The 22333-nt window shown below is 66.9% G+C and carries 22 protein-coding genes; 15 read left to right on the plus strand and 7 right to left on the minus strand.

All coding sequences use genetic code 11. From position 1 onward, the window contains the following. Positions 1–13: 13 nt before the first annotated feature. A complete protein-coding gene (locus tag KRR55_RS00050; RefSeq protein WP_254455761.1) occupies positions 14–1165 on the plus strand; it encodes an MFS transporter in 1152 nt (383 codons plus the stop codon). A 378-nt stretch (positions 1166–1543) separates the two neighbouring features. Then, positions 1544–2899, plus strand: a complete 1356-nt coding sequence (locus KRR55_RS00055) for an MATE family efflux transporter (protein WP_217387003.1) — start codon at positions 1544–1546, stop codon at positions 2897–2899. Positions 2900–2912: 13 nt separating this feature from the next. On the opposite strand, the gene KRR55_RS00060 is transcribed toward KRR55_RS00055, so the two are convergent. Continuing rightward, positions 2913–3572, minus strand: coding sequence for a GntR family transcriptional regulator (locus KRR55_RS00060; RefSeq protein ID WP_217387004.1), 660 nt, complete (start codon positions 3570–3572; stop codon positions 2913–2915). 147 nt (positions 3573–3719) lie between these two features. On the opposite strand from KRR55_RS00060, the gene KRR55_RS00065 reads away from it, so the two are divergent. From KRR55_RS00065 to KRR55_RS00080, 4 genes are all read left to right on the plus strand, one after another. Further along, positions 3720–5054 carry an MFS transporter gene (locus KRR55_RS00065; RefSeq protein WP_217387005.1) on the plus strand — a complete coding sequence of 445 codons (1335 nt, stop codon included), beginning with the start codon at positions 3720–3722 and terminating at the stop codon, positions 5052–5054. 62 nt (positions 5055–5116) lie between these two features. Continuing rightward, the gene (locus KRR55_RS00070) at positions 5117–6337 is read left to right on the plus strand and encodes an alpha-hydroxy acid oxidase (RefSeq protein ID WP_217387006.1); all 1221 of its coding nucleotides are present in this window, start codon (positions 5117–5119) and stop codon (positions 6335–6337) included. 34 nt (positions 6338–6371) lie between these two features. Next, entirely contained in the window at positions 6372–6944 is a 573-nt protein-coding gene (locus tag KRR55_RS20595; protein ID WP_217387007.1) for a DUF308 domain-containing protein, read from the plus strand. 38 nt (positions 6945–6982) lie between these two features. Next, complete coding sequence (locus tag KRR55_RS00080) at positions 6983–7288, plus strand: hypothetical protein (RefSeq protein ID WP_217387008.1); 306 nt, start codon at positions 6983–6985, stop codon at positions 7286–7288. A gap of 231 nt (positions 7289–7519) precedes the next feature. On the opposite strand, the gene KRR55_RS00085 is transcribed toward KRR55_RS00080, so the two are convergent. Further along, positions 7520–7849 (minus strand): hypothetical protein, encoded by a 330-nt coding sequence (locus KRR55_RS00085; protein ID WP_217387009.1) that lies wholly within the window; start codon positions 7847–7849, stop codon positions 7520–7522. Positions 7850–7905: 56 nt separating this feature from the next. Further along, positions 7906–8460 (minus strand): CGNR zinc finger domain-containing protein, encoded by a 555-nt coding sequence (locus KRR55_RS00090; protein ID WP_217387010.1) that lies wholly within the window; start codon positions 8458–8460, stop codon positions 7906–7908. A gap of 147 nt (positions 8461–8607) precedes the next feature. Between KRR55_RS00090 and KRR55_RS00095 the strand changes: the two genes are divergently transcribed. Beyond that, complete coding sequence (locus KRR55_RS00095) at positions 8608–9582, plus strand: EamA family transporter (protein ID WP_217387011.1); 975 nt, start codon at positions 8608–8610, stop codon at positions 9580–9582. Positions 9583–9679: 97 nt separating this feature from the next. On the opposite strand, the gene KRR55_RS00100 is transcribed toward KRR55_RS00095, so the two are convergent. The 3 genes from KRR55_RS00100 to KRR55_RS00110 all read right to left on the minus strand — a co-directional run bounded on the left by KRR55_RS00100 (position 9680) and on the right by KRR55_RS00110 (position 12754). Next, the gene (locus tag KRR55_RS00100) at positions 9680–11983 is read right to left on the minus strand and encodes a heavy metal translocating P-type ATPase (protein ID WP_217387012.1); all 2304 of its coding nucleotides are present in this window, start codon (positions 11981–11983) and stop codon (positions 9680–9682) included. A 62-nt stretch (positions 11984–12045) separates the two neighbouring features. Then, positions 12046–12369: a heavy-metal-associated domain-containing protein gene (locus tag KRR55_RS00105; RefSeq protein ID WP_217387013.1), complete on the minus strand. Its 324-nt coding sequence runs from the start codon at positions 12367–12369 to the stop codon at positions 12046–12048. A 55-nt stretch (positions 12370–12424) separates the two neighbouring features. Next, entirely contained in the window at positions 12425–12754 is a 330-nt protein-coding gene (locus KRR55_RS00110; protein WP_217387014.1) for a metal-sensitive transcriptional regulator, read from the minus strand. A gap of 83 nt (positions 12755–12837) precedes the next feature. Between KRR55_RS00110 and KRR55_RS00115 the strand changes: the two genes are divergently transcribed. After that, complete coding sequence (locus KRR55_RS00115; RefSeq protein WP_217387015.1) at positions 12838–14106, plus strand: carboxylate--amine ligase; 1269 nt, start codon at positions 12838–12840, stop codon at positions 14104–14106. A 66-nt stretch (positions 14107–14172) separates the two neighbouring features. Next, positions 14173–14340 (plus strand): hypothetical protein, encoded by a 168-nt coding sequence (locus KRR55_RS00120; protein WP_217387016.1) that lies wholly within the window; start codon positions 14173–14175, stop codon positions 14338–14340. A gap of 71 nt (positions 14341–14411) precedes the next feature. On the opposite strand, the gene KRR55_RS00125 is transcribed toward KRR55_RS00120, so the two are convergent. Continuing rightward, positions 14412–14828, minus strand: coding sequence for a VOC family protein (locus KRR55_RS00125; protein ID WP_217387017.1), 417 nt, complete (start codon positions 14826–14828; stop codon positions 14412–14414). Positions 14829–15088: 260 nt separating this feature from the next. Between KRR55_RS00125 and KRR55_RS00130 the strand changes: the two genes are divergently transcribed. The 6 genes from KRR55_RS00130 (at position 15089) to ectB (ending at position 22325) form a co-directional block, all read left to right on the plus strand. After that, positions 15089–16408, plus strand: coding sequence for a GAF domain-containing protein (locus KRR55_RS00130; protein WP_217387018.1), 1320 nt, complete (start codon positions 15089–15091; stop codon positions 16406–16408). Positions 16409–16513: 105 nt separating this feature from the next. Then, positions 16514–18037, plus strand: a complete 1524-nt coding sequence (gene exaC / locus KRR55_RS00135; RefSeq protein WP_217387019.1) for an acetaldehyde dehydrogenase ExaC — start codon at positions 16514–16516, stop codon at positions 18035–18037. A gap of 175 nt (positions 18038–18212) precedes the next feature. Continuing rightward, on the plus strand, positions 18213–19241 hold the full coding sequence (adhP, locus tag KRR55_RS00140; protein WP_217387020.1) for an alcohol dehydrogenase AdhP: 1029 nt from the start codon (positions 18213–18215) through the stop codon (positions 19239–19241). A 148-nt stretch (positions 19242–19389) separates the two neighbouring features. Then, positions 19390–19803, plus strand: a complete 414-nt coding sequence (locus tag KRR55_RS00145; protein WP_217387021.1) for a DUF779 domain-containing protein — start codon at positions 19390–19392, stop codon at positions 19801–19803. Between the two features lie 564 nt (positions 19804–20367). Beyond that, positions 20368–20913 (plus strand): diaminobutyrate acetyltransferase, encoded by a 546-nt coding sequence (ectA, locus tag KRR55_RS00150; protein WP_254455710.1) that lies wholly within the window; start codon positions 20368–20370, stop codon positions 20911–20913. Between the two features lie 143 nt (positions 20914–21056). After that, positions 21057–22325 carry a diaminobutyrate--2-oxoglutarate transaminase gene (ectB, locus tag KRR55_RS00155; protein WP_217387023.1) on the plus strand — a complete coding sequence of 423 codons (1269 nt, stop codon included), beginning with the start codon at positions 21057–21059 and terminating at the stop codon, positions 22323–22325. The last annotated feature ends 8 nt before the right edge of the window (positions 22326–22333 follow it).

The following is a 22333-nucleotide window of genomic DNA, read 5'->3' on the forward strand; positions in this document are numbered from 1 at the left end:
CGGCTACCGCAAGATGATCCTGGCGCTGTTCGCCGCCGGGGTCGCAACCTTCTCGCAGCTGTACTCGGTGCAGGGTGTGCTGCCGGAACTGGCCCGCGACCTGTCGGTGACCGAGGCCGATGCGGCGCTGGCGGTCTCCGCGGCGACGTTGGGCCTGGCCTGCTCGGTGCTCTTCTGGTCGCTGCTCGCGGACCGCCTGGGACGGCTGCGCGCCATGACCTTCGCGGTGCTGGCCGCCGTGGCGCTGGGGCTGGCGGTCCCGTTTTCCCCGGGCTTCGAGTGGCTGCTGGCCCTGCGCTTCATCGAGGGGCTGGCCCTGGGCGGGATCCCCGCGGTCGCGCTGGCGTACCTGTCCGAGGAGGTCTCGCCGCTGCATTCGGCGGTTGCCGCCGGGACGTACATTTCCGGGACCACCCTGGGCGGGCTTGCCGGGCGGCTGGTCGCCGGGCCGCTGAGCGAATTCGTCTCCTGGCGCCTGGGCACCCTGGTGGTCTCGGTGATGGCCGCCGTCGCCGCCGGCGTGTTCATCGCGGTGGCGCCCAAGCCGCGCGGATTCACCCCGGTGCCCTGGCGCAGCCCGAACCGCATCCCCCTGTGGAAAAAGCTGTGGATGAACCTGCGCAAGGGCCCGCTGCTGGTGCTCTATGCGCAGGGCTTCCTGCTCATGGGCGGCTTCGTGGCCGTCTACAACTACCTGGGATTCCGGCTTGAGGCCCCGCCCTTCCTGATCCCCGCCTCGCTGGCCTCGCTGGTGTTCGTCGCGTACCTGTCGGGAACCTGGTCATCGCGCCGATCCGGGGCGCTGGTGGCGCGCTTCGGGCGGCTGCCGGTGCTGCTGGGCTCCATCGGGCTGATGGCCGCCGGGCTCGCGGTGACGCTGGCCGATTTCCTGCCGACCATCGTCGCGGGGCTGCTGGTGTTCACCGCCGGGTTCTTTGCAGCCCACTCGGTGGCCAGCGGCTGGATCCCGATGCTGGGCGTGGGGGGACGGGCGCAGGCCGCCAGCCTCTACAACCTGGCCTACTATTCCGGGTCCTCGCTCTTCGGCTGGGCCATCGGCCTGGCGTTCAATGCTGCCAACTGGCCGGGGTTGGTGGTCTCGGTGGTGTCCCTGCTGGTGCTGGCGGCGCTGCTTGCACTGGCCGGGTTGCGCCGAAGCCCCTAGGCTTGCGGGGAAAACTGGCCCGAGGACGGGTTTTCCCCGGCGCGTCCGTGCAAATCGTGATGGCCCCGGCGTCGCCACCCGTTATGCTGAAGAAGTTCTCTCTATACCCATATTGAGAAGTAACAACGAAGAGATTGGAAGTGGACCACATGCGTGGAAGCAACCTTGTTTGGACAATCGTAGGCGTTCTCGTCGCCGTTGCCTTGGTAATCTGGATCGCTTCTGCGATCTAGGGCATCGTCTCTGAGTAGTTAACAGCAAGTCCCGTCCAGCAATGGACGGGACTTGCTGCATGTGGGCCGAAGCGCCCGGGCGGTGCCCGCCGTTGGCGCGATTCCCCCGAATTTCGGACAACACCCTGCCCGGTAGGCTGGTGGGGTGAAAGAAGCAGGCAGGAAACAGGTCGTCACCCCCGATGCCTCCCGCGGGCTGGGTCGAACCATCCTGGCGCTGGCGGTTCCCGCGCTGGGCGCTCTCATCGCGGAGCCGCTCTTCCTGCTGGCCGACATGGCCATCGTCGGGCACCTCGGCATCAACGAACTTGCCGGTGCGGGGCTGGGGACCACGGTCCTGCAGACCGCGGTGGGACTCATGGTCTTCCTGGCATACTCCACCACCCCCGCCGTCGCCCGGGCCATCGGCGCCGGCGACCTCGGGCGGGCCATGGCCGCCGGGCGCGACGGGATCTGGCTTGCCGTCGGCCTGGGTCTGGTCCTGGGCCTGGTCGGGTTCTTCGGTGCACCCATGCTGGCGGCCGCCATGGGAGCCGAGGGCGAGGTGCTCCGGTTCGCGGTGGACTACATCCAATATTCCACCTTCGGCATCCCCGCGATGCTGCTGGTGCTCGCCGCGACCGGGGTGCTGCGCGGCATGCAGGACACCAAGACCCCGCTCTACGTGGCGGGGATCGGCTTTGCCGCCAATATCGTGCTCAACCTCATCCTGGTCTACCCGCTGGGCATGTCCGTTGCGGGTGCCGCGCTGGGCACCTCGATCGCGCAGTGGGGGATGGCCACGGTGTATCTGTGGATGCTTATCCCGCGGATCCGCAAGGCCGGACAGTCGCTGGCGCCGCACCCGCGCGGGGTGCTGGGCACCGGGCAAGTCGGATCCTGGCTGATGCTGCGCACGCTGTCGCTGCGCCTGGCCTTGCTTGCCACGGTCTGGGTGGCCACCGGACAGGGTGCGCTCACGCTCGCCGCCCACCAGCTGGTCTTCACCATCTTCACTTTCATGGCCTTCGCGCTGGATGCGCTGGCCATTGCCGCGCAGGCACTGATCGGCAAGGAGCTGGGGGCCGGCAATGCGGCGCGGGCCAACCTGCTGACCAGGACCATGTGCCGCTGGGGCCTGTACTTCGGCGTGGCAACCGGCGTGCTGCTGGCGGCCATCGCCCCCTTTGTCGGGGCGCTGTTCACCACGGACGACTCGGTGCGGCAGGCGACCATGGTCGGGGTCTGGATCCTCGCCGCGTCCCAGCCGGTCTGCGGGCTCGTGTTCGTGCTGGACGGGGTGCTCATCGGTGCCGGGGACGCGCGCTACCTGGCGGTCGCCGGCGTCCTCACGCTGCTGGTCTACCTGCCGCTGCTCTTCATCGTCACGCTCTTCGAGCACGCCGGCGTCTCGGCCGTCGCCTGGATCTGGGTGGCTTTCGGGCTGGGCTTCATGCTTGCCCGCGCCGCGACGCTCACGTGGCGGGTGCGCAACGACAAGTGGATGCGCCTGGGAGCCTGAGCCCCGGGGAAACTCAGGCCCAAAGGCTTCCCGGGTCGGTGAACTGCTGGGCCATGGCGGTGCGGATGGAACGCAGGTGCACGCGCATGGCCTCCTCCGCCGCCCGCGCATCCGCCGCGGCGATCGCGGCGTAGATGGCCTCGTGCTCGGCAAGCTCGGTGGGGGCGCCCATGTAGTGCTGGAGCCCCGGAAGCACATGGTGGGCGCGGGCGGTCTCGTCGAAGCAGCGCCGCAGGGAATCGGCCAGGCGTGAATTGCGCGAGGCGTCAGCAATCGCCTGGTGGAAGTCCTGCGCCGCATTCATGGCCCCCAGCGGGTCGGCGGCGGAGAGCGTTGCCTGCGTGTCGAGCAGCTGGCGCAGTCGGACGGTGAGTTCCTGCGGCAGGAATCCGGCGGCGGCGGCCGCCGCGTGCGGTTCCAGGAGCATGCGCAGGTCAAGGGTTTCCTTCACGTCGTGCAGGCCCATTGTGCGCACCAGATAACCCTTCTTTGGCAGCACGGTGAGCAGGCCCTGGGAGGTCAGCAGGCGCAGCGCCTCGCGGACCGGGGTCTTGGAGACGGAGTACTCCTCGGCCAGGCGCGGCTCGACCACGATGCTGCCCGGGGCGATCTGTCCCGAGAGGATGGCAGCGCGCAATTGCACGACCAGGCGATCGGTGAGCGACGGACTCATCGGTGAACCTCCCTCGGGTCGGCGGGCGTCGGTGCCCGCGTCACATTGGGCCGGGTGCGTCCGTGGCCCTTGTGAAAGATACTACCTGCCTGTTAGAAATATCTTTCAGGGATTTTTCAACGAGTTCTAAACGGATGGGTGTCAACGATGACCACTAACCCCGGGCTTCGCGCCGAGGAACAGCGTGCCGAGGACCAGCGTCTCACCCCGGCCGGGCGCCGGGCGGTCTTCGCCGCGGTGCTCGGCACGGTCATCGAATGGTACGACTATGCGCTTTACGGCGCGGCGGCAGGGCTGGTCATCGCCCCGCTCTTCTTCTCCGACGCGGTGTCCTCGGCCGCCGCCATGATGGCTTTTGCCACCTTCGCGGTGGGGTTCGTCGCCCGCCCGCTGGGCGGGGTCATCGTCGGGCACATCGGCGACAAGTACGGCAGGCGCCCCGCCATGATGCTGACCATCATCCTGATGGGCGTGGCCACCGTCGGCGTGGGGCTCTTGCCCACCAGCGCTGCAATCGGTGCCGCCGCCCCACTGCTGCTGGTCATCCTGCGGCTGCTGCAGGGCTTCGGGGCCGGAGCCGAGCTGGCCGGGGCCATGACCCTGGTGGCCGAGTTCGCCCCGCCGAAGCGCCGCGGCTTCTACACCTCGCTGGTCCTCTCCACCCCGCCGGCCGGCATCGCGCTGGCGACCTTCGCCTTCTTCGCCGTTTCCTCGCTGGGCACCGAGGCGTTGCTGGGCTGGGCGTGGCGCATCCCGTTCCTCGTGTCCGCGGTGCTCTTCCTGTTGGCCCTGTACATCCGCAACCGCCTCGAGGAAACCCCGGAATACTCGAGGGCCATCGAGAAGGCGGCGGCCGAGCGCACCAAGGCGCGCCTGCCGCTGCGCGACGTGCTGGCCCGCGACTGGCGCCAGGTGCTCATCGGGTTCTTCTCGATCACCGGCCACAATGCGATGAACTACATCCTGGCCGTCTATGCGCTCAGCCTCATGACCTCCCCGTTGGTGGGACTGGCCAAGTCCGACGCCCTGTTGGCGGTCACCCTCGGTTCCCTGGTCTCCGTCGCGCTGACCCCGGTGGGCGGCCGGCTCTCCGACAGGTTCGGCGCCGCAAAGGTGCTGCTTTTCGGTTCCGTCATGGGCGCGGCGCTGGCCTACCCGATCTTCGGGCTCCTCAGCGCCGGAAGCTTCGCCCTGGCCTTCACCGCGATCGCGCTGGGCTACGGGCTGGTCATCCCGGCCACCAGCGGCGCCCAGGGCGCATTCCTCACCAACCTCTTCCCGCCGCAGCGCCGGCTCAGCGGAATCGGCGTGGCCCGCGAGACCAACGGTGCTGTCGTCGCCGGGCTCAGCCCGCTCATTGCCGCCGCCCTGGTCAACGCCGCGGATGGCAGCACGCACCTGGCCGCCGGCTACCTGCTGGCCTGCTGCCTGCTCTCGGCGATCGCCGTCCTGCTTTCCCTGAGGGTTCCCGCCAACCACTGAGCTGCCCCCCTCGCACGCAGCATCCACCCACGCACGATCCACAGAAAGCCGGAAAACCCCAGATGAAGCGCCGCCTGCCCCAGATATCCGAACTTCGCTCGCTGATGAAGTTCGAGCCCATCACCCTGGACCGGCGGGCGGCCCGCCTGGCCAAGGCCGCCGACGTGTGGGACCTGCGCGCCATCGCCAAGCGGCGCACCCCGACCCCGGCCTTCGACTACGTCGATGGCGCGGCCCAGCGCGAACTGACCCACACCCGCACCCGGGAGGTCCTCGATTCGATCGAGCTGATCCCGCGCATCCTGCACGGCACCGCGAGCGCCGATCTGTCCACCACCATCGCCGGGGGACCTTCCGCGCTGCCCTTCGGCATCGCCCCGACCGGGTTCACCCGCTTCATGCACGCCGAGGGCGAGACCGGCGCGGTGCGCGCCGCCGCGGCAGCAGGCATCCCGTTCTCCCTGTCCACCATGGGCACCCGGTCGCTGGAGGAGGTCGCGCAAGCGGCGCCGGAATCCCGCCGCTGGTTCCAGCTCTACCTGTGGAAGGACCGCGAGAAGTCGCGCCAGCTGCTCGAGCGCGCCGCGGCCGCGGGCTATGACACCCTGCTGGTCACCGTCGACACCCCGGTGGCCGGCCAGCGGCTGCGCGATGCCCGCAACGGCATGGTCATCCCGCCCCGGCTGAACCTCAAGACGGTGCTGGACGCCTCCTACCGCCCCGAGTGGTGGTTCAACTTCCTGACCACGGATTCGCTGAAGTTCGCCTCGCTGTCCGACAGCGCCACCGACCTGCCCACGCTGATCAACTCGATGTTCGACCCGACGCTCTCCTTTGCCGACCTGGAGTGGATCCGCTCCATCTGGGACGGCCAACTCTTCGTCAAGGGCGTGCTCACCGCCGAGGACGCCCGCAAGTCCGTCGACGCCGGGGCCGACGGCCTGGTCGTCTCCAACCACGGCGGGCGGCAGCTGGACCGCGCCCCGATCTCCTTCGAGGCGCTCACCGAGGTGCGCGCCGAGGTCGGTGAGGGGACCGAGATCATCCTGGACTCGGGCATCATGTCAGGTGCCGACATCGTCGCCTCGCTCTGCGCCGGCGCAGACTTCGTGCTCATTGGCCGCGCCTACCTCTACGGGTTGATGGCAGGCGGCGAGCAGGGTGTTGCGCGTGTCATCGAGCTGCTTGCCAAGGAAATCGAGGTCAACATGCAACTCATGGGAGCCGCAACGATCGCCGACCTGGGCCCGGAGCTGATCCGCCGGCGGCCCGGGCGCGAATAAGGCCCGGCGGCCCATCGCCGGTAGACTCGTAGTCGTGCCTGCAGTAAAAATCCCCGCAACCATTGCCGCCGAAGTAGCCACCCCAGTGATGGGGCGCGCCGCGACCGCCGCCGGTTTTGCGCTCTTGTCCATCTTCTGGCCCGCGGCCACCAACCAGGTGCTGGCCTATGCCCTGGCAGCCTTCATGGTGATCAGCGCAAAGTTCCTTTGGGACTACGCCAGCGCCCCGAGCGCCCCGAAGTCCGTGCGCGGCCTTTACGCGGCCGCAGCGGTGGCCATGATCCTCGCGGGCCTGGTCATGGCGTTCCGCCCGGAAACCCTCGTTGTCGCGATCGCCGCGGCGTCGGCCTGGATCGTCGCCGGGGCGCTGGAAATCGTGGTCTTCATTCGGCACCGCGCCGAGTTTGTCCCGTTCAAGGACCAGCTGGTCACCGGCTTCGTGTCCCTGGGCGCGGGCGCTTCCCTGCTGATGGGACTGCACCTGGACGCCCACGGGCTGCTGGGCCTGGCCGGCGGCAGTGCCATCATACTGGCGGTGTTCGAATTGATTTCGGCCTTCGGCCTGCGCCATGCCGCGAAGGAACCCGAGCCCGGGCTTTGGAGCTAGAATAGATCTTGAATCAAAAACCTGTAGGAGGGCCTTTCGTGGGCAACACCCCAGCCGAGCAGAAGAAGTCTTGGCAGCAGAGCATCAAGGCACCCCTGTCCTTCTCCCTGGTCATGGCCATCATCGCCGGCGTAATCGCCACCATTTCGTCAACCGGCGGGTCGGACAACCCCTTGCGAATCGACATCGGGCTCGTGGCCTTTGGCGTCGCCTTCGTCGCGTGCCTCCTGGTCATTTCCGTGATGACCATGGCAAGCAAGGAAAATCCGGAGGAGATGGGGACCGGAGCCGGCGTCAACCGCTCGTCGGAAACCCCTGATGCGAAGCCCGAGACGAAGAACTAGATAAACCACGCTTTTAGCAGATGCCGCCCGGGATTCCCGGGCGGCATCTGCAGTTAAGGGGGAGGAACCGGCGCCACCACGGGCAGATTCGGCTTCGTTTCCTGATGGCCTGGTCGGAGCAATGCGGACCCCGTCCGATCGTTTCGTTCGGCCGCGGTTCATCGCCTACACGGGAACCGGCGGGAGCCAACGTGGTTGGCATTCGCCGCAAGCGCAGTCGTCCGGCTCCCGTTAGAGGGCAGGTTCGGCGCCGTCGCGTCCGCCCCAGCGGTCCAGGAATTCGTCGTGTCCCAACTCCTCCAGGTCCGAGCGCACCATCGCCACCAGGGATTCGGCTTCCTCGATGCTGCCGGCATTGATGCGCAGTACTTCGGCATCGTTGTCGATCCGGTGGACAACGACGGCGGCACCGACGGCATCGGATCCGTCCCCGCCGAAGAATGCATCGACCAGTCCCGCGGCCCAGCGGGCGGCGGCACGTACCGGGCCGTCGTTCGACTTTTCCAGGTCGACTTCGTACTCGTCAGCGGCGTGTGGTTGCGGTACTTCTTCGCTGTTCACGGTGCTCCTCCGATCCACGGGCCGAAAGCACTTTCAGCCATGGCACCAGTGTATGTTCAGACTCCGTGTTTTTGCTCGGATTTTCGTTGTCGGTATGCACGCACATGTTCCCGGTTGGCGCAGTTTCCGGTGTCGCAATAGCGCTTGGAACGGTTTCGGGAAAGATCCAGCAACACCGCCTCGCAGTCCTCGGCGGCGCAAACCCGCAGGCGCGACAATTCGCCCGACCGCAGCACATCCACCAGGGCCATCGCGGCCTCCACCGCCATGCGCTCGCTCAACGGAGCCTCGGGGGTGGTGGCGTGGATGTGGTAGTCCCATCCATCGTGCTTGAAGAGCTGGGGCATGGCGCGGGCACTGCGCAGGATGTTGTTGACCTGGTCCACCGACTCCGACTCGGAAGCCAGCCACAGGCCGCGCATCTGGGTCCGCAACTGCCGCACCGAGCGAAGCTCCGCCTCGTTGTGCGTCCGCGACCCGGTGAACCCCTGTTGCTCGAGGAACTCGTCGAGATCGGCACCCGTGAGCAGCTCGTCGGCGTCACCGCTTGCCGAATTGATGAGCGCCACGATCGTGCCCAGGGCAATCTCTGTGTCAGGGGCAAAGATCATTATGACTCCTGTGGTGCCTGATGGATTGACGGAAGAACCGGTGTGGATCTAATGTCATGATCATACATAGTTTTACTCCTGACAGTCGAGGCGGCTTACCAGCCCATTCAACCGTCGGACCAACTTCGCCCCAGGGAGCGTATCGCCGTGCCAAGAGAAGAAATCCCCACCCAGTTGGCGCAGCCGACAACCCTGGCGACCCCCGTGGACGCAATCCGCCCGCGCCTGGGTGGAGTGGGCATTGCCCTGTTTTCCTCTGCGGTCTTCGGCCTTTCCGGTTCCTTCGCCAAATCCCTGCTGGAGGCCGGCTGGAGTCCCTCCGCGGCCGTGACGTTGCGCATGGCCGGTGCCGCATTGGTGCTGCTGGTTCCCACGCTGCTGTTCATGCGCGGCAAGTGGGCGCTGGTTGCCAGCAACTGGAAGTCAATCCTGCTCTTTGGGCTCTTCGGCGTCGGCGCCTGCCAATTCTGCTATTTCCTGGCCGTCGAGCGGCTCGACGTGGGCGTGGCCCTGCTGCTGGAATACCTGGCCCCTGTGCTGATAGTGCTCTTCCTCTGGGCCCGACACCGCAAGACGCCCAAGCCCATGACGATCGGCGGCGCACTGCTGGCATTGGCCGGGTTGGTTGCCGTGCTGGATTTGGCGGGGGAGACCCGGGTGGATCCCATCGGCGTGCTCTGGGGGTTGGGAGCGGCCGTCGGCTTGACTGTCTACTTCTTCGTCAGCGCCCGCGCCGACGGCGCACTGCCGCCGATTGTGCTGGCCACCGGCGGGCTGCTCGTCGGGTCCGCGGCCATGGGGTTGCTGGGACTGGTCGGCGTGCTGGACATGAAGGTGGCGTTCGTCCCGGTGAAACTGGCGAACTGGGAAACCCAGTGGTGGGTGGCGCTCGGCGGGCTGGTCCTCTTCTCCACCGTCATTGCCTATGTCACCGGAATCATGGCCGCCCGGGCGCTGGGCTCGAAGCTCGCCTCCTTCATCTCGCTCACCGAGGTGCTTTTCGCGGTGTTGTGGGCCTGGCTGTTGCTGGGGGAATTGCCTGCCGGAGTCCAGTTGCTGGGAGGGCTGTTGATCGTCGGCGGCGTGCTGCTGGTGCGGGCCGACGAATTGCGCAGCCGGTAGCCGGCCTGCACCGGCAAAAACGCCGGGCCGGTGCGCCGTTGCAGTGCTTCCCACGGGAAGGCCTGCAGCGGCACACCGGCCCTTGGCGGCGGCTTTTCTACTTGCGCCCGAAGCTGCGCAGCCGCAGCGAGTTGGCCACGACCAGCACGGAACTGGCGGCCATGGCGGCCCCGGCGATCATCGGGTTCAGGAACCCGAGTGCCGCGATGGGGATGCCGGCGGTGTTGTAGGCAAAGGCCCAGAACAGGTTCATCTTGATGGTGCCCAGCGTCTTGCGGGACAGCTCGATGGACTGGGCCACCTGGGCGAGGTCGTTGCCCATGATGGTCAGGTCCGCCGCCTCGATGGCGACATCGGTTCCCGAGCCCATGGCGATCCCCAGGTCCGCCTGGGCCAATGCCGGGGCGTCGTTGACGCCGTCTCCGACCATGGCAACCACCCGGCCCTCGTCCTGCAGCCGGCGCACGGCCTGGGCCTTGCCCTCGGGGAAGACGTCGGCGAAGACATCTTCCCCGGCGATGCCGACGCGCGCGGCAACCTGCGCCGCGACCGCTGCATTGTCACCGGTCAGCAGCACCGGTCGCAGGCCCAGTTCCCTGAGCCGGGCAATCGCGCCTGCCGAGGATTCCTTGATGGTGTCCGAAAGGTTGACCAGTCCCGCGAAGGTGCCGTCAACACCGACCATGATGGACGTCGATCCGGTTTCCTGGGCCTCGCGCAGCATCGCCTGGTGGGTGTCGTCTAGGTCGATGCCGTTCTCGCGCATCCAGCTCATCCGGCCCACCACCACTGTCTGCCGTCCGACGCGGGCCTTGACGCCGCCGCCGGGAGCGGAGGAGAAGGCCTCGGATTCGGGCAGCGGGGCCTCGGCGCGTGCCGCCGCGACGATGGCATGGGCGATCGGGTGCTCGGAACCCGATTCCGCGGCCCCGGCCAGCGCCAGCAGCGTGGCCGCGTCGAGGCCGTTCGCCGGGGCGGTGGAGGTGACGGCGAGGTTGCCCTCGGTGATGGTGCCGGTCTTGTCCAGCAGCACGGTGTCGATCTTGCGGGTGTCCTCGAGCACCTGGGGTCCGCGGATCAGGATGCCCAGCTGGGCGCCGCGCCCGGAACCGACCAGCAGGCCGATGGGCGTGGCCAGGCCGAGGGCGCACGGGCAGGCGATGACCAGCACTGCGACGGAGGCGGCGAACGCCGCGTTCATATCCCCGGTGATCACCAGCCACAGCACGAAGGTGAGCACGGCGATTCCCAGCACGATCGGGACGAAGACCGCGGAGATCCTGTCCGCAAGCCGGGCGATGGGCGCCTTGCCGGTCTGCGCCTGGGACACCAGGCGTCCCATCTGGGCCAGCGTGGTGTCCTTGCCGACCCGCGTGGCACGCACCAGCAGGCGGCCGGAGGTGTTGATGGTGGCGCCGATGACGGTGTCCCCGGGGCCGACCTCGACGGGTAACGACTCGCCGGTGACCAGTGCGGTGTCCACGGCGGAGTGGCCGCTGGCGACGAAGCCGTCGGTGGCGACCTTCTCCCCGGGGCGGACCACGAACTCGTCGCCGGGAACCAGTTCGGCGGCGGGGATCTTCACCTCGAGGCCGTCGCGCAACACCACGGCTTCCTTCGCGCCCAGATCCAGCAGGGTCTTCAGCGCATCCCCGGCCTTCGACTTGGCGCGCGCCTCCAGGTAGCGGCCCAGCAACAGGAACGTCGCCACGACACCCGCGGTCTCGAAGTACAGGGCATGTTCGCTCATCGCCATGCCGACGTGGGCGGTCAGCATCGGATCGACGGCCAGCTGCCACACCGAGAAGAAGTACGCGGCGAGCACGCCGAGCGAAACCAGCGTGTCCATCGTGGAGGCGAGGTGCCGGGCGTTGATGGCGGCGGCGCGGTGGAACGGCCACGCGGACCAGAAGACCACGGGCGTGGCCAGGGCCAGGGCCACCCAACCCCAATGCGGGAATTGGGCGGCGGGAATCATGGAAATGATGAACAGCGGAACCGTGAAGATCGCGGCACCGATCAGGCGCTTCTTCAGGTCGTGCCCGGCGGGCTCGTGTGCGTGGTTGATGCCGAGCCGGCGGCTGTCCCCGGAGGTGGGAGAATGCTCCGGCCCGGTGTCAACCGCGGTTGTTCCCGGGGACGAAGCCGCGGCGGCGTACTGGTCGACCTTGAGGCTGGCCTGGTACCCGGCGGACTCGACCGTCGCGATGATCTGCTCGTCACTGACCGAGTCGGGGACCGTGACCCGCGCCGATTCGAGCGGCAGGTTCACCAGGGCCTCGACGCCGTCGAGTTTGCCGAGTTTGCGTTCAACCCGCCCCACGCACGATGCGCAGGTCATACCCTGGATATCCAGTTCAATGATGCGTTGGTTGGCGGGGAAGGTGGTTTCGTTACTCATCTTTTCCGTTCCTGGGGATTGCAGGTGCCCGGGGTGGCCGGCGCCGGCAATCGGTGGTGGGCTTAGGCGTCGACCGAGACGAGGGTGTAGCCGGCCTCCTCGACAGCCTGGGTCAGCACGGCGTCGTCAACCGGTGCGCTGGTGGTGAGGTTGGCGGTCGAGGTGCCGCCCGCGGAGAGGAAGACCTCGACGTTGGTGACGCCGTCGACTTCCCGCAGCTCCTCGGTGACGGAGGCGACGCAGTGGCCGCAGGTCATGCCGTCGATCTTCAGGGTGATGTTGTTCTGTGTCATGGTGTCCTCCGGTCGGGTGGTGATGGCGAGTCCTTCGTTCGAGTTGCAGCCGCAGCTGCCACCGCAGCAACCGCCGCTTGATGAGTTGCTCATGGGTCCTCCTGGGACAGTGTTTTGGTCTGGGAAATCCGTGGTGACGCGGGGTTTCTTAGCGCAGCAGGCGGCCGATGGCCGTGGTGACCTCGGCTACCTTGTCATCCACGTAGGACTGGTCCCCGGTTTCGATGCTTTGGGCCGCGGCGTTCACGACGCAATGCGAAACGTGCTCTTCCACCAGGCCGAGGCTGACCTTGTGCAGGGCCGCGTTGATGGCGGAGATCTGCGTGAGGATGTCGATGCAGTACTTGTCCTCGTTGACCATGCGACTGACGCCGCGGACCTGGCCCTCGATGCGGCTGAGCCGCTTCAGCAGTGATTCCTTGTTGGCGGTGTATCCGTGGCCGACGTGCTCGTCGATGGGAAGGGCGATGTTTTCCATAGCCTCAATAATACCCCTGGCGGGTATCCTGTCAAGTACCCTACTGGGGTATCCGATTTGTGGGAGGTTGATAGTTTTGGAACATGCAGATCAACGATAACCAGCCCTTCGTCCCTGTCATTTTGGGCGGTGACATCGGCGCGTACTCGTTGGCGCGCGAGTTCCACGAGCAGTACGACGTGCATTCGGTTGTCGTCCCGTCGGTCCTGACCGGCATTACCGAATACTCCCGGATCCTGGTGCCGCGGCCCTTTGCCCGGCAGGACGATCCGTCGGCATTTGCCGCCTTCGTCTCCGGGCTGGGACGCGAATTGGCCGGATCCAACGGCACCAAGCGACCGCTGTTGCTCCTGGGCGCCGCGGACCAGCACATCCGCTTCATCGCCACCCACGCCGCCGAGTTGTCTGAGTGGTTCACCATCCCGTACGTGGGCAATGCCGAATTGGACCGGGCCACGGAGAAGGATGCCTTCTATGAGTTGTGCCGCGACCTTGGCGTGAGCTATCCCGCCACCGTGGTCCACGACTGCGCCGCCGGTGGGGCGGATCCCGCGGCGCTTGAGGCGGAGCTCGCCGCCGAGGGCGTGCCGTTCCCCGCCATCGTGAAGCCCTCCGACGGGGTGGCCTGGGGCGCGCTGGAGTTTGCGGGCAAGAAGAAGGTCCACACCGTTGCCTCGCTGGCGCAGCTGACCGAACTCATCGCCAGCGCCACCAAGGCGGGGTACACCGGCACGCTTGTCGTCCAGGACCTGATCCCGGGCGATGACAGCGGCATGCACCTGGCCACGTTCTTCAGCGACCGCGCCGGCAAGGTCCGCTTTGTCTCCTGCGGCCGGGTCATCGTCGAGGAGCACGCGCCCGGCGCCCTGGGAAACTCCGCCGCCATCGTCGCTCAGCCCAACGACACGGCCGTCGCCGAGGGCACCCGCCTGCTCGAGGAGCTTGGCTGGACGGGCTTCTCCATGTTCGACATGAAACTGGACCCGCGCGACGGGACCTACAAGTTCTTCGAGCTCAATCCCCGACTGGGCCGCAACCACTTCTACATCACCGCCGCCGGAGACAACGTCACGCGCTTCTACGTGGAGGAATACCTGCGCGGCGGACTGTCCGGGGCGGGGGAACTGCAGGTGGCCAACAATCGCCACCTCTACAACATCCTGCCGCTGCGGCTGCTGCGCCGCTACCTGCCCGGCGACATGAAGGCCGGGGTCGAGGAGCTGATTTCGGCCAAGCGATACAGCCACCCGCTGTACTACAAGAAGGAAACCAATCCCCGGCGCTGGCTCTACATCCTGGTGAGCACCGTAAACCACTACCGCAAGTTCAAGCGCCACCACCCGGCATCCTAGAGTTCCGCTCCCCACCCGGCGTAGAGTGATTGAACTTTAGTTCCGTGCGGATCAAGGGAGAAAAACATGGGTGACTACAAGCTGTATACGGACGCCGAGCGCGCCACGTTCCTGGCGCCTTCCTGCGAACGATGCGGGCAGCACCGCCATGTTGTGTGGGAAGACAAGGGCGAGGGCGAGGCCCATTGGTCACCGCGCGACGCGGGTTGTTCCAACGAGGCCTGCACCGCCTGAGCGCATGGGAATTCCGGGTCAATAGAGACGGGCAGGTCGCCGATCCACGGATCGGCGACCTGCCCGTTCCCCTAGGCCTCGGGGGCGGCCGACATGTCCATCCAGCCGACTTCCCATTCGTGTCCGTCCGGGTCCAGGAACGCTACCGAGTACATCCCCGGGAATTCCTCGGCGGCCTCGCGGTAGATCGTGCCGCCATGGGCGAGCGCGCGGCTCGCATACTCATCGACTTCTTCGCGGCTCTCGCCACTGATGGCATTGAGCACCTCGCGCGGGCCGGCGCCGTAGGTGGGCTTGTCCCCGTTGCGCAGGAACGATGAATAGAACTCCTCGGACAGCACCATGACCCAGATGGTCTCGGTGATCATCCAGGCGGTGGCCACGTCGTTGGAAAAGTCGGTGTTCTTTTCGAATCCGAGCCCGGCATAAAACGCATCCGAGGCAGCGAGATCCCTGGTGGGAAGATTGACGAATATCATGCGGGCCATGGGGCCGCTCCTTAATGTGGGGGAGGGACGTCGGGCGAAACGGGAAGGCTCCCGCACCCCATGATGCTCGGGTGAAGCGATCGGTGCAAGGGTTTGCCTTGGTGCCAGGTGCCGCGCATGCGTCGGTCGCGGCCGAGCGGCGCCGGGGTTCATTTGAAGGGGATTCTCCCCTAAGCTGGGGGACAAATCGTGAAGGGGATCACGTTGCGTGGCGATGCAATGTTGCGCGCCTCTGCCCCTTGCCCCGCGGAAGGTTAAAAATGTCCCTGATTTCCCCCGCCTCCAAGGCACTGCAGCGCAGTGCGCTGGCGGCCCACGAGACGTTGGGTACGGGGGCGCATGGACACGGGGCCTGGCAATTGCGCGACGTGGTGCGCGCCTCCTGGCTGCGTTCCCTGGAATACAGGGGGGCGGCCGCATCCATTGCCCACACCGTGCTCGGCGACGAGGCCCTGCGCGAATTGCGGACCGCTTCCCCGCTGCGCCTCGTGCTTCCGGTCTTTGACCGCCTGCTCCTCGAGCCCACCCGCGACGCCCGCTTGATCCTGGCCATCGGCGATCCGCATGGACGCCTGCTCTGGGTCAAGGGGGACAGCCAGGTGTTGCGGGACGCCGAATCGATGGCCTTCGTGCCCGGCGCCGATTGGTCCGAACGCGCGGTGGGAACCTCGGCACCGGGGACCGCCCTGGTCACCGGAGGGGGCGTCCAGGTTTCCGGGGCCGAGCACTTCGATCCCATCGCGCACCGCTGGAGCTGCACGGCTGTCCCCATCCATGCCCCCGATACCGGGGAAGTGATCGGGGTCGTGGACATCACCGGGGGCCCGGACGCCGTCGCGGCACATTCGCTGGCGCTCCTGCAGGCGGCCGTGGCTGCGGCGGAATCCGAGCTGCGCTGGCACCGGCAACAGGTCGAACCGGTGCGCCGAAGCCTTGCGGTGCCTGCCGCGCCGGCACCGCACGCGGCGCCGGTGGAAGTTTCAATGCTGCGGTTGACCTCCGGCACGGGTGCGGAACTGCGCCGCGGCGCCGGGTGCCTTGAACTCAGTAGCCGGCATGCCGAATTGCTGGGGTTGCTTTCCTGGCATCCCCGCGGGCTCAGTGGCGAGGAACTGGTCGAACTGCTGCACCTGAATCCGGATGCGGCCGACATGGGAACGCTGCGGGCCGAAATGGTCCGACTGCGCAAGGTGCTGGCGGAATTCGACCCGTCGCTGGTCCCGCTCTCGCGTCCCTACCGGCTGGCCAGTCCGCCGGCGAGCGATGCCCGCGAGGTGCTGCGTGCCATCGAGAACGGCGACCTCGATGCCGCGCTGGCCCATTACGCGGGACCTGTCCTGCCGCGCTCGCAGGCCCCGGGGATCGAGGCGATCCGCGACGAGGTCTTCGCCGCATTGCGACAGGGCCTGCTGCAGGACGGCACCGCGGCACAGCTGCTTCGCTTCCTGGAGCTGCCCGAGGTGCATGACGACGAGGAGGTCCTCAGCACCACCTTGCAGGTCCTGCCCGCCCGCTCGCCCCGCCGGGCGATGGTGGTCGCCGCGCTCGAGCGCCTCGAAAGGCTCGAATCCGCCGGATGACGGGCGGCGCATCGGGGCCGTGACGGAATGCAACGTTGCCGCAACGTTGGTGTGAGTAGGCTCACATCCAGAACAGCGCCACACCACCGATTGCAAGGAGTCGTCATGACGGTCTACGCCAACCCCAACACCGAAGGTTCCCTGGTCAAGTTCAAGTCCCGCTACGAGCACTACATCGGGGGCCAGTGGGTCGCCCCGGTCAAGGGCGAGTACTTCGAGAACATCACCCCGGTCACCGGCAAGGGCTTCTGCGAGGTCGGCCGCGGCACCGCCGAGGACATCGAGGCCGCCCTTGACGCGGCCGAGGCCGCCGCAGGCCCCTGGGGCAAGACCAGCCCGGCGGCACGCGCGGTGATCCTGAACAAGATCGCGGACCGCATGGAGGAAAACCTGGAGATGCTCGCGGTCGCCGAGACCTGGGACAACGGCAAGGCCGTCCGCGAGACCATCAACGCCGACATGCCGCTGGCCATCGACCACTTCCGCTACTTCGCCGGCGCCATCCGCGCCCAGGAAGGTAGCCTTTCGCAGCTCGACGAGCACACCACCGCCTACCACTTCCACGAGCCGCTCGGCGTGGTCGGGCAGATCATCCCCTGGAACTTCCCGATCTTGATGGCCGTGTGGAAGCTCGCCCCGGCGCTGGCCGCGGGCAACGCCATTGTCCTGAAGCCCGCCGAGCAGACCCCGGTCTCGATCCTGGTGCTGATGGAGCTGATCGGCGACCTGCTCCCGGCCGGCGTGCTGAACGTTGTCAACGGCTTCGGCGTGGAGGCCGGCAAGCCGCTGGCCTCCAACAAGCGCATCCGCAAGATCGCGTTCACCGGCGAGACCACCACGGGCCGGCTGATCATGCAGTACGCCTCCGAGAACCTCATCCCGGTCACCCTGGAGCTGGGCGGCAAGTCCCCGAACATCTTCTTCGAGGACGTCGCGGCCAAGGACGACGCGTTCTACGACAAGGCCAAGGAAGGCTTCACCATGTTCGCGCTGAACCAGGGCGAGGTCTGCACCTGCCCCTCGCGCGCCCTGGTCCAGGAATCCATCTACGACACGTTCATGCCCGAGGTCATCAAGCGCACCGAGGCCATCAAGCAGGGCAACCCGCTGGACACCGAGACCATGATGGGCGCCCAGGCGTCCAACGACCAGCTGGAAAAGATCCTCTCCTACCTGGACATCGGCAAGGCCGAGGGCGCCAAGGTGCTCACCGGCGGCGGCCGCGCCGAACTCGAGGGCGACCTGGCCGGCGGTTACTACGTGCAGCCGACCATCTTCGAGGGCCACAACAAGATGCGCGTCTTCCAGGAAGAGATCTTCGGCCCCGTCGTCTCGGTCGCCAAGTTCTCCGGCTACGAGGACGCCATCGAGATCGCCAACGACACCCTCTACGGGCTGGGCTCGGGGGTGTGGAGCCGCAACGGCAACACCGCATACCGCGCAGGCCGCGACATCCAGGCCGGCCGCGTCTGGGTCAACCAGTACCACGCCTACCCGGCGCACTCGGCGTTCGGCGGCTACAAGTCCTCGGGCATCGGGCGCGAAAACCACAAGATGATGCTGGACCACTACCAGCAGACCAAGAACCTGCTGGTCTCCTACTCCGAGAACAAGCTCGGTTTCTTCTAAACCGCCCTGGGGTCGGCGGCCGGAAAGCCGCCGACCCCTCCAATGCGCACCACCCCCGCACGTGAGCACCACCCGCTTTCCGCCCTGCTTCCGTGGTGCGTGATCAGGGGCCAGTCACCTTCCGGTGCACGAACCCCCTGTCCCCGCGCCATCAACCAATGACAAGGAAATACTGATGAGCACCATGCGCGCAGCCATAGTCGAGAACTTCGGCGACGAACTCACCGTTGGAACCACCGAGATCCCCGAGCCAGGCCCTGGCCAGGCGCTGGTCAAGGTCATCGCTTCCGGCGTTTGCCACACCGACCTCCACGCCGCCGAGGGCGACTGGCCCATCAAGCCGATCCTCCCGCTGGTCCCCGGACACGAGGGCGTCGGCAACGTCGTGAAGATCGGCGAAGGCGTCACCGAGGTCAAGGTCGGCGACCTGGTCGGCAACGCCTGGCTCGCCAGCGCCTGCGGCAGCTGCGAGTACTGCGGCACCGGCTGGGAAACCCTCTGCGAGTCGCAGCAGAACGGCGGATACTCTCTCAACGGTTCCTTCGGCGAATACATGCTGGTGGATGCGAAGTTCGCCGCACACATCCCCGAGGGTTCGGACCCGTACGAGATCGCCCCGGTGCTCTGCGCCGGCGTGACCGTCTACAAGGGCCTGAAGCAGACGGAAGTGAAGCCCGGCCAGTGGGTCGTCATCTCCGGCATCGGCGGGCTCGGGCACATCGCAGTGCAGTACGCGGTCGCCATGGGCATGCGGGTCGCCGCGGTAGACGTCGCCGAGGAAAAACTGGCCCTGGCCCGCAGCCACGGCGCCGAGGTCACCGTCAACGCGTTCGCGCAAGACCCGGCCGAGGCCATCCAGGCGGCCACCGGCGGCGCCCACGGGGTGCTCGTCACCGCGGTGCACCCGGCGGCATTCGGCCAAGCCATCGGCATGACCCGGCGCGGCGGAACCATCGTGTTCAATGGCCTGCCGCCGGGGGACTTCCCGGCACCGATCTTCGACATCGTGCTCAAGGGCCTGACCATCCGCGGATCAATCGTCGGCACCCGGCAGGACATGGACGAGGCGCTGGAGTTCTACGCCCGCGGCAAGATCAAGCCCACCTTCCACACCCGCCCGCTTGAGGACGTCAACGCGGTCTTCGACGAAATGAAGCACGCCAAGATCGATGGCCGCGTGGTCATCGACTACGTCAACAAGTAGCGGACGCCCAGCCCCCTGCCCCGTGGAACCAGGGCAGGGCCAGTGCAGGAACCGTTCCACACCTCCCGCCCGGCACCGATCCCCCAAGACGGTGCCGGGCGGTGGTGTCTGCCATTGGAAACACCCACAAGCACAAGGGAGCACGACCATGGAAAACGTCATCGAGTCGGCGCCGGCGATTGCCGGCGAGGAATTTTCGCGGGTGGCGCTCGGGCAGGAGGCCGCTGACCTGTTGCGCAAGCTCTGGAACCGGCACGGGCCGCTGATGTTCCACCAGTCCGGCGGCTGCTGCGATGGGTCCTCGCCCATGTGCTTCCCGGCCGGGGAGTTCAAGACCGGCGATTCGGACATCCTGCTGGGCACGTTCGCGCTGCCGGACGGCGAGGACGGTGCGTTGGGCTCCCTGGACTTCTGGATGAGCCGGGAGCAGTTCGAGTACTGGAAGCACACCAAGCTGACCATTGATGTGGTTCCCGGACGAGGCTCGGGGTTCTCCGTGGAAGCGCCCGAGGGCAAGAGGTTCCTGATCCGCAGCGAGATCATCGAGTTTCCTGAACGCTAAAGGCGGCTCCCACCCGCAGGAAAGCACCGCAGCGTACCGTCAGGCACGTATCCCGGAAGCTAGGCCGCGGTTTACGTGCAAGCCTTAGGGGGGTAAGCGGCGCCCGGTTTGGCCAACTCCATTGGCAGGCGAAAGCGGGGTCGGGATTGACGGCCAGGGTTCCCTGGATCCCGGTGGCCACGGGGAACGGGTCTCTGCATACCCGGTGTGGCGTCATACCCGGTGTGGCGTCGATTTCGGGTCTCCGGCGATCGCCCGCAACAGAGGTCGATGCTCCGATGAGCGGATTCATTCGGCGACGTTGCAGCTTTCCCGCATGCCAGTCCGCTCCTTCAATGTCGACCACTCTGCCCCCGGATCGCGCCCGGGGCCGTGGGACCCTTCGTAATATAACAAAATGATAACGGTATTTCGGGCCTTTTTCGGGTCCCGCTCGACCCCCGCGCTTCCTTAGTCGCCCATGGGATGCCTCCGAATGGGCCGGCAGCCCCGGCGTTGGCCGATTCTTGTCAAATCCCCGGACTCGGGGTTGAGTTCTGCTGACATATGGCTACGTTGGAATGGATGGTTGAAGAACTCGAAAACACATTGTCCGAGGCAACATTCCGCCAACCAGCAGTATCCGACGGCCGCGCCCTGTGGCAGATGGCCCACGACAGCCAAGTACTGGACGTGAACACTTCGTACGCGTACCTGCTCTGGGCCCGCGACTTCGCCGAGACGTCGCTCATCGCCGAAATCGACGGTGCCCCGGCCGGCTTCGTCACCGGCTACCTGCGCCCCGAGGACCCGGGAACACTCATGGTGTGGCAGGTCGCCGTGGGTGCCGACTTCCAGCAGCGCGGCCTGGCTGCGGCCATGCTCGACGAATTGGCAACACGCAGCGGCGCGGAACTGCTCGAGACCACGGTCACCGATGACAACGCGCCTTCCAACCGGCTGTTCACCCGTTTCGCCGAACGGCACGGTGCCGAACTGACCCGGACGGCGTTGTTTACCCCCGAGCTCTACCCGGACGACCACGACACCGAGTACCTGTACAGGATCGGCCCGCTGGGGCATGGCACCAATTCACCGGTGCCTGAACTGGCTGCCGCCGGAAGCCGCTAGCGGCACCATTTCCTGACCACGCCGTATCCATTGCGGCCAGCGGGCGGCCCGACCTGCCCGCACCACCATCAGTATCTTCGCACCGAGGCCAGCTCCTTCGAGGACCGGCCGCAGCTTTGTCATACCTATTGAAGGGAAAGACCATGAGCAATATTTTTGAAACCCTGGAATCCGAAGTCCGCAGCTACTGCCGCAGCTGGCCCGTCGTGTTCACGCACGCCAAAGGCGCCACGCAGACTTCCGAGGACGGGACCGAGTACCTGGACTTCTTCTCCGGCGCCGGCGCCCTGAACTACGGGCACAACAACCCCGCGCTGACCAAGCCGTTGCTGGACTACCTTTCCAGCGGGGCGGTCGTCCACTCGATGGACATGATGACCCCGGCCAAGCGAGAGTTCCTTGTGACGTTCCAGGAACTGATCCTCAAGCCGCGCCACCTTGACTACAAGGTCATGTTCCCGGGCCCGACCGGCACCAACACGGTGGAGGCCGCCCTGAAGCTGGCCCGCAAGGTCACCGGGCGCCAGCACATCCTCTCCTTCACCAACGCGTTCCACGGCATGACCCTGGGCTCGCTGTCGGTCACCGGCAACTCGCTCAAGCGCAAGGGCGCCGGCATCCCGCTGACCAACAGCTCCAAGATCCCCTACGATGACTACTTCGACGGCACCACCGCCGACTTCATGTGGCTCGAGCGGGTCCTGGAGGATTCGGGCTCCGGCGTGGACAAGCCGGCCGCCGTGATCGTCGAAACCGTGCAGGGCGAAGGCGGCCTGCGTGCCGCCCGCATCGAATGGCTGCGCAGCCTCGCGGCGCTGCTCAAGCGCCACGACATCCTGCTGATCGTCGACGATGTCCAGGCCGGATGCGGCCGCACCGGCACCTTCTTCAGCTTCGAGGAAGCCGGGATCGAGCCGGACATCGTATGCGTCTCCAAGTCGATCTCCGGCTACGGGCTGCCGATGGCGTTGACGCTGTTCCGTCCGGAACTGGATGTCTGGGAGCCGGGCGAGCACAACGGAACCTTCCGCGGCCACAACCCGGCCTTCGTCACCGCCACCGCCGCGCTGCGCACCTACTGGGCCGACGACAAGTTCCAGCAGCAGCTGGCGGGCACCATCGAGACGCTGCACCGCGGACTCGAGGAAATCGCTGGCACCGTCGAGGGCGCGGGCCTCCGCGGCCGCGGCCTGCTCGTGGGCATCATCTTCCCGGATCTGGAGACGGCTTCCAAGGTCGCCGCCGAGGCCTTTGCGAACGGACTGCTGGTCGAGACCTCCGGTCCCGATGACGAGGTCGTCAAGCTCATGCCGCCGCTGACCGTCACCGACGAGGAACTGGGCCGCGGCCTGGCGATCCTCGCCGCGGCAGTGCGCACCGTCGCCGGCACCCCGGCGCTGGCCTCCGCCTAATCACCCCC

It is taken from the genome of Paeniglutamicibacter quisquiliarum, assembly GCF_019084045.1.
GTDB lineage: Bacteria > Actinomycetota > Actinomycetes > Actinomycetales > Micrococcaceae > Paeniglutamicibacter > Paeniglutamicibacter quisquiliarum.

Excerpts from the sequence above, each read along its gene's own strand:
- KRR55_RS00050 (WP_254455761.1), top strand. The coding sequence starts at position 14 with ATGATCCTGGCGCTGTTCGCCGCCGGGGTCGCAACCTTCTCGCAGCTG.
- KRR55_RS00090 (WP_217387010.1), bottom strand. The coding sequence starts at position 8,460 with ATGATCTTTGCCCCTGACACAGAGATTGCCCTGGGCACGATCGTGGCG.
- KRR55_RS00130 (WP_217387018.1), top strand. The coding sequence starts at position 15,089 with ATGTCCCTGATTTCCCCCGCCTCCAAGGCACTGCAGCGCAGTGCGCTG.
- KRR55_RS00110 (WP_217387014.1), bottom strand. The coding sequence starts at position 12,754 with ATGGAAAACATCGCCCTTCCCATCGACGAGCACGTCGGCCACGGATAC.
- KRR55_RS00070 (WP_217387006.1), top strand. The coding sequence starts at position 5,117 with ATGAAGCGCCGCCTGCCCCAGATATCCGAACTTCGCTCGCTGATGAAG.
- KRR55_RS00125 (WP_217387017.1), bottom strand. The coding sequence starts at position 14,828 with ATGGCCCGCATGATATTCGTCAATCTTCCCACCAGGGATCTCGCTGCC.
- exaC (WP_217387019.1), top strand. The coding sequence starts at position 16,514 with ATGACGGTCTACGCCAACCCCAACACCGAAGGTTCCCTGGTCAAGTTC.
- KRR55_RS00115 (WP_217387015.1), top strand. The coding sequence starts at position 12,838 with ATGCAGATCAACGATAACCAGCCCTTCGTCCCTGTCATTTTGGGCGGT.
- KRR55_RS00120 (WP_217387016.1), top strand. The coding sequence starts at position 14,173 with ATGGGTGACTACAAGCTGTATACGGACGCCGAGCGCGCCACGTTCCTG.
- ectB (WP_217387023.1), top strand. The coding sequence starts at position 21,057 with ATGAGCAATATTTTTGAAACCCTGGAATCCGAAGTCCGCAGCTACTGC.
- KRR55_RS00105 (WP_217387013.1), bottom strand. The coding sequence starts at position 12,369 with ATGAGCAACTCATCAAGCGGCGGTTGCTGCGGTGGCAGCTGCGGCTGC.
- KRR55_RS00060 (WP_217387004.1), bottom strand. The coding sequence starts at position 3,572 with ATGAGTCCGTCGCTCACCGATCGCCTGGTCGTGCAATTGCGCGCTGCC.
- KRR55_RS00100 (WP_217387012.1), bottom strand. The coding sequence starts at position 11,983 with ATGAGTAACGAAACCACCTTCCCCGCCAACCAACGCATCATTGAACTG.
- KRR55_RS00065 (WP_217387005.1), top strand. The coding sequence starts at position 3,720 with ATGACCACTAACCCCGGGCTTCGCGCCGAGGAACAGCGTGCCGAGGAC.
- ectA (WP_254455710.1), top strand. The coding sequence starts at position 20,368 with ATGGTTGAAGAACTCGAAAACACATTGTCCGAGGCAACATTCCGCCAA.
- KRR55_RS00145 (WP_217387021.1), top strand. The coding sequence starts at position 19,390 with ATGGAAAACGTCATCGAGTCGGCGCCGGCGATTGCCGGCGAGGAATTT.
- adhP (WP_217387020.1), top strand. The coding sequence starts at position 18,213 with ATGAGCACCATGCGCGCAGCCATAGTCGAGAACTTCGGCGACGAACTC.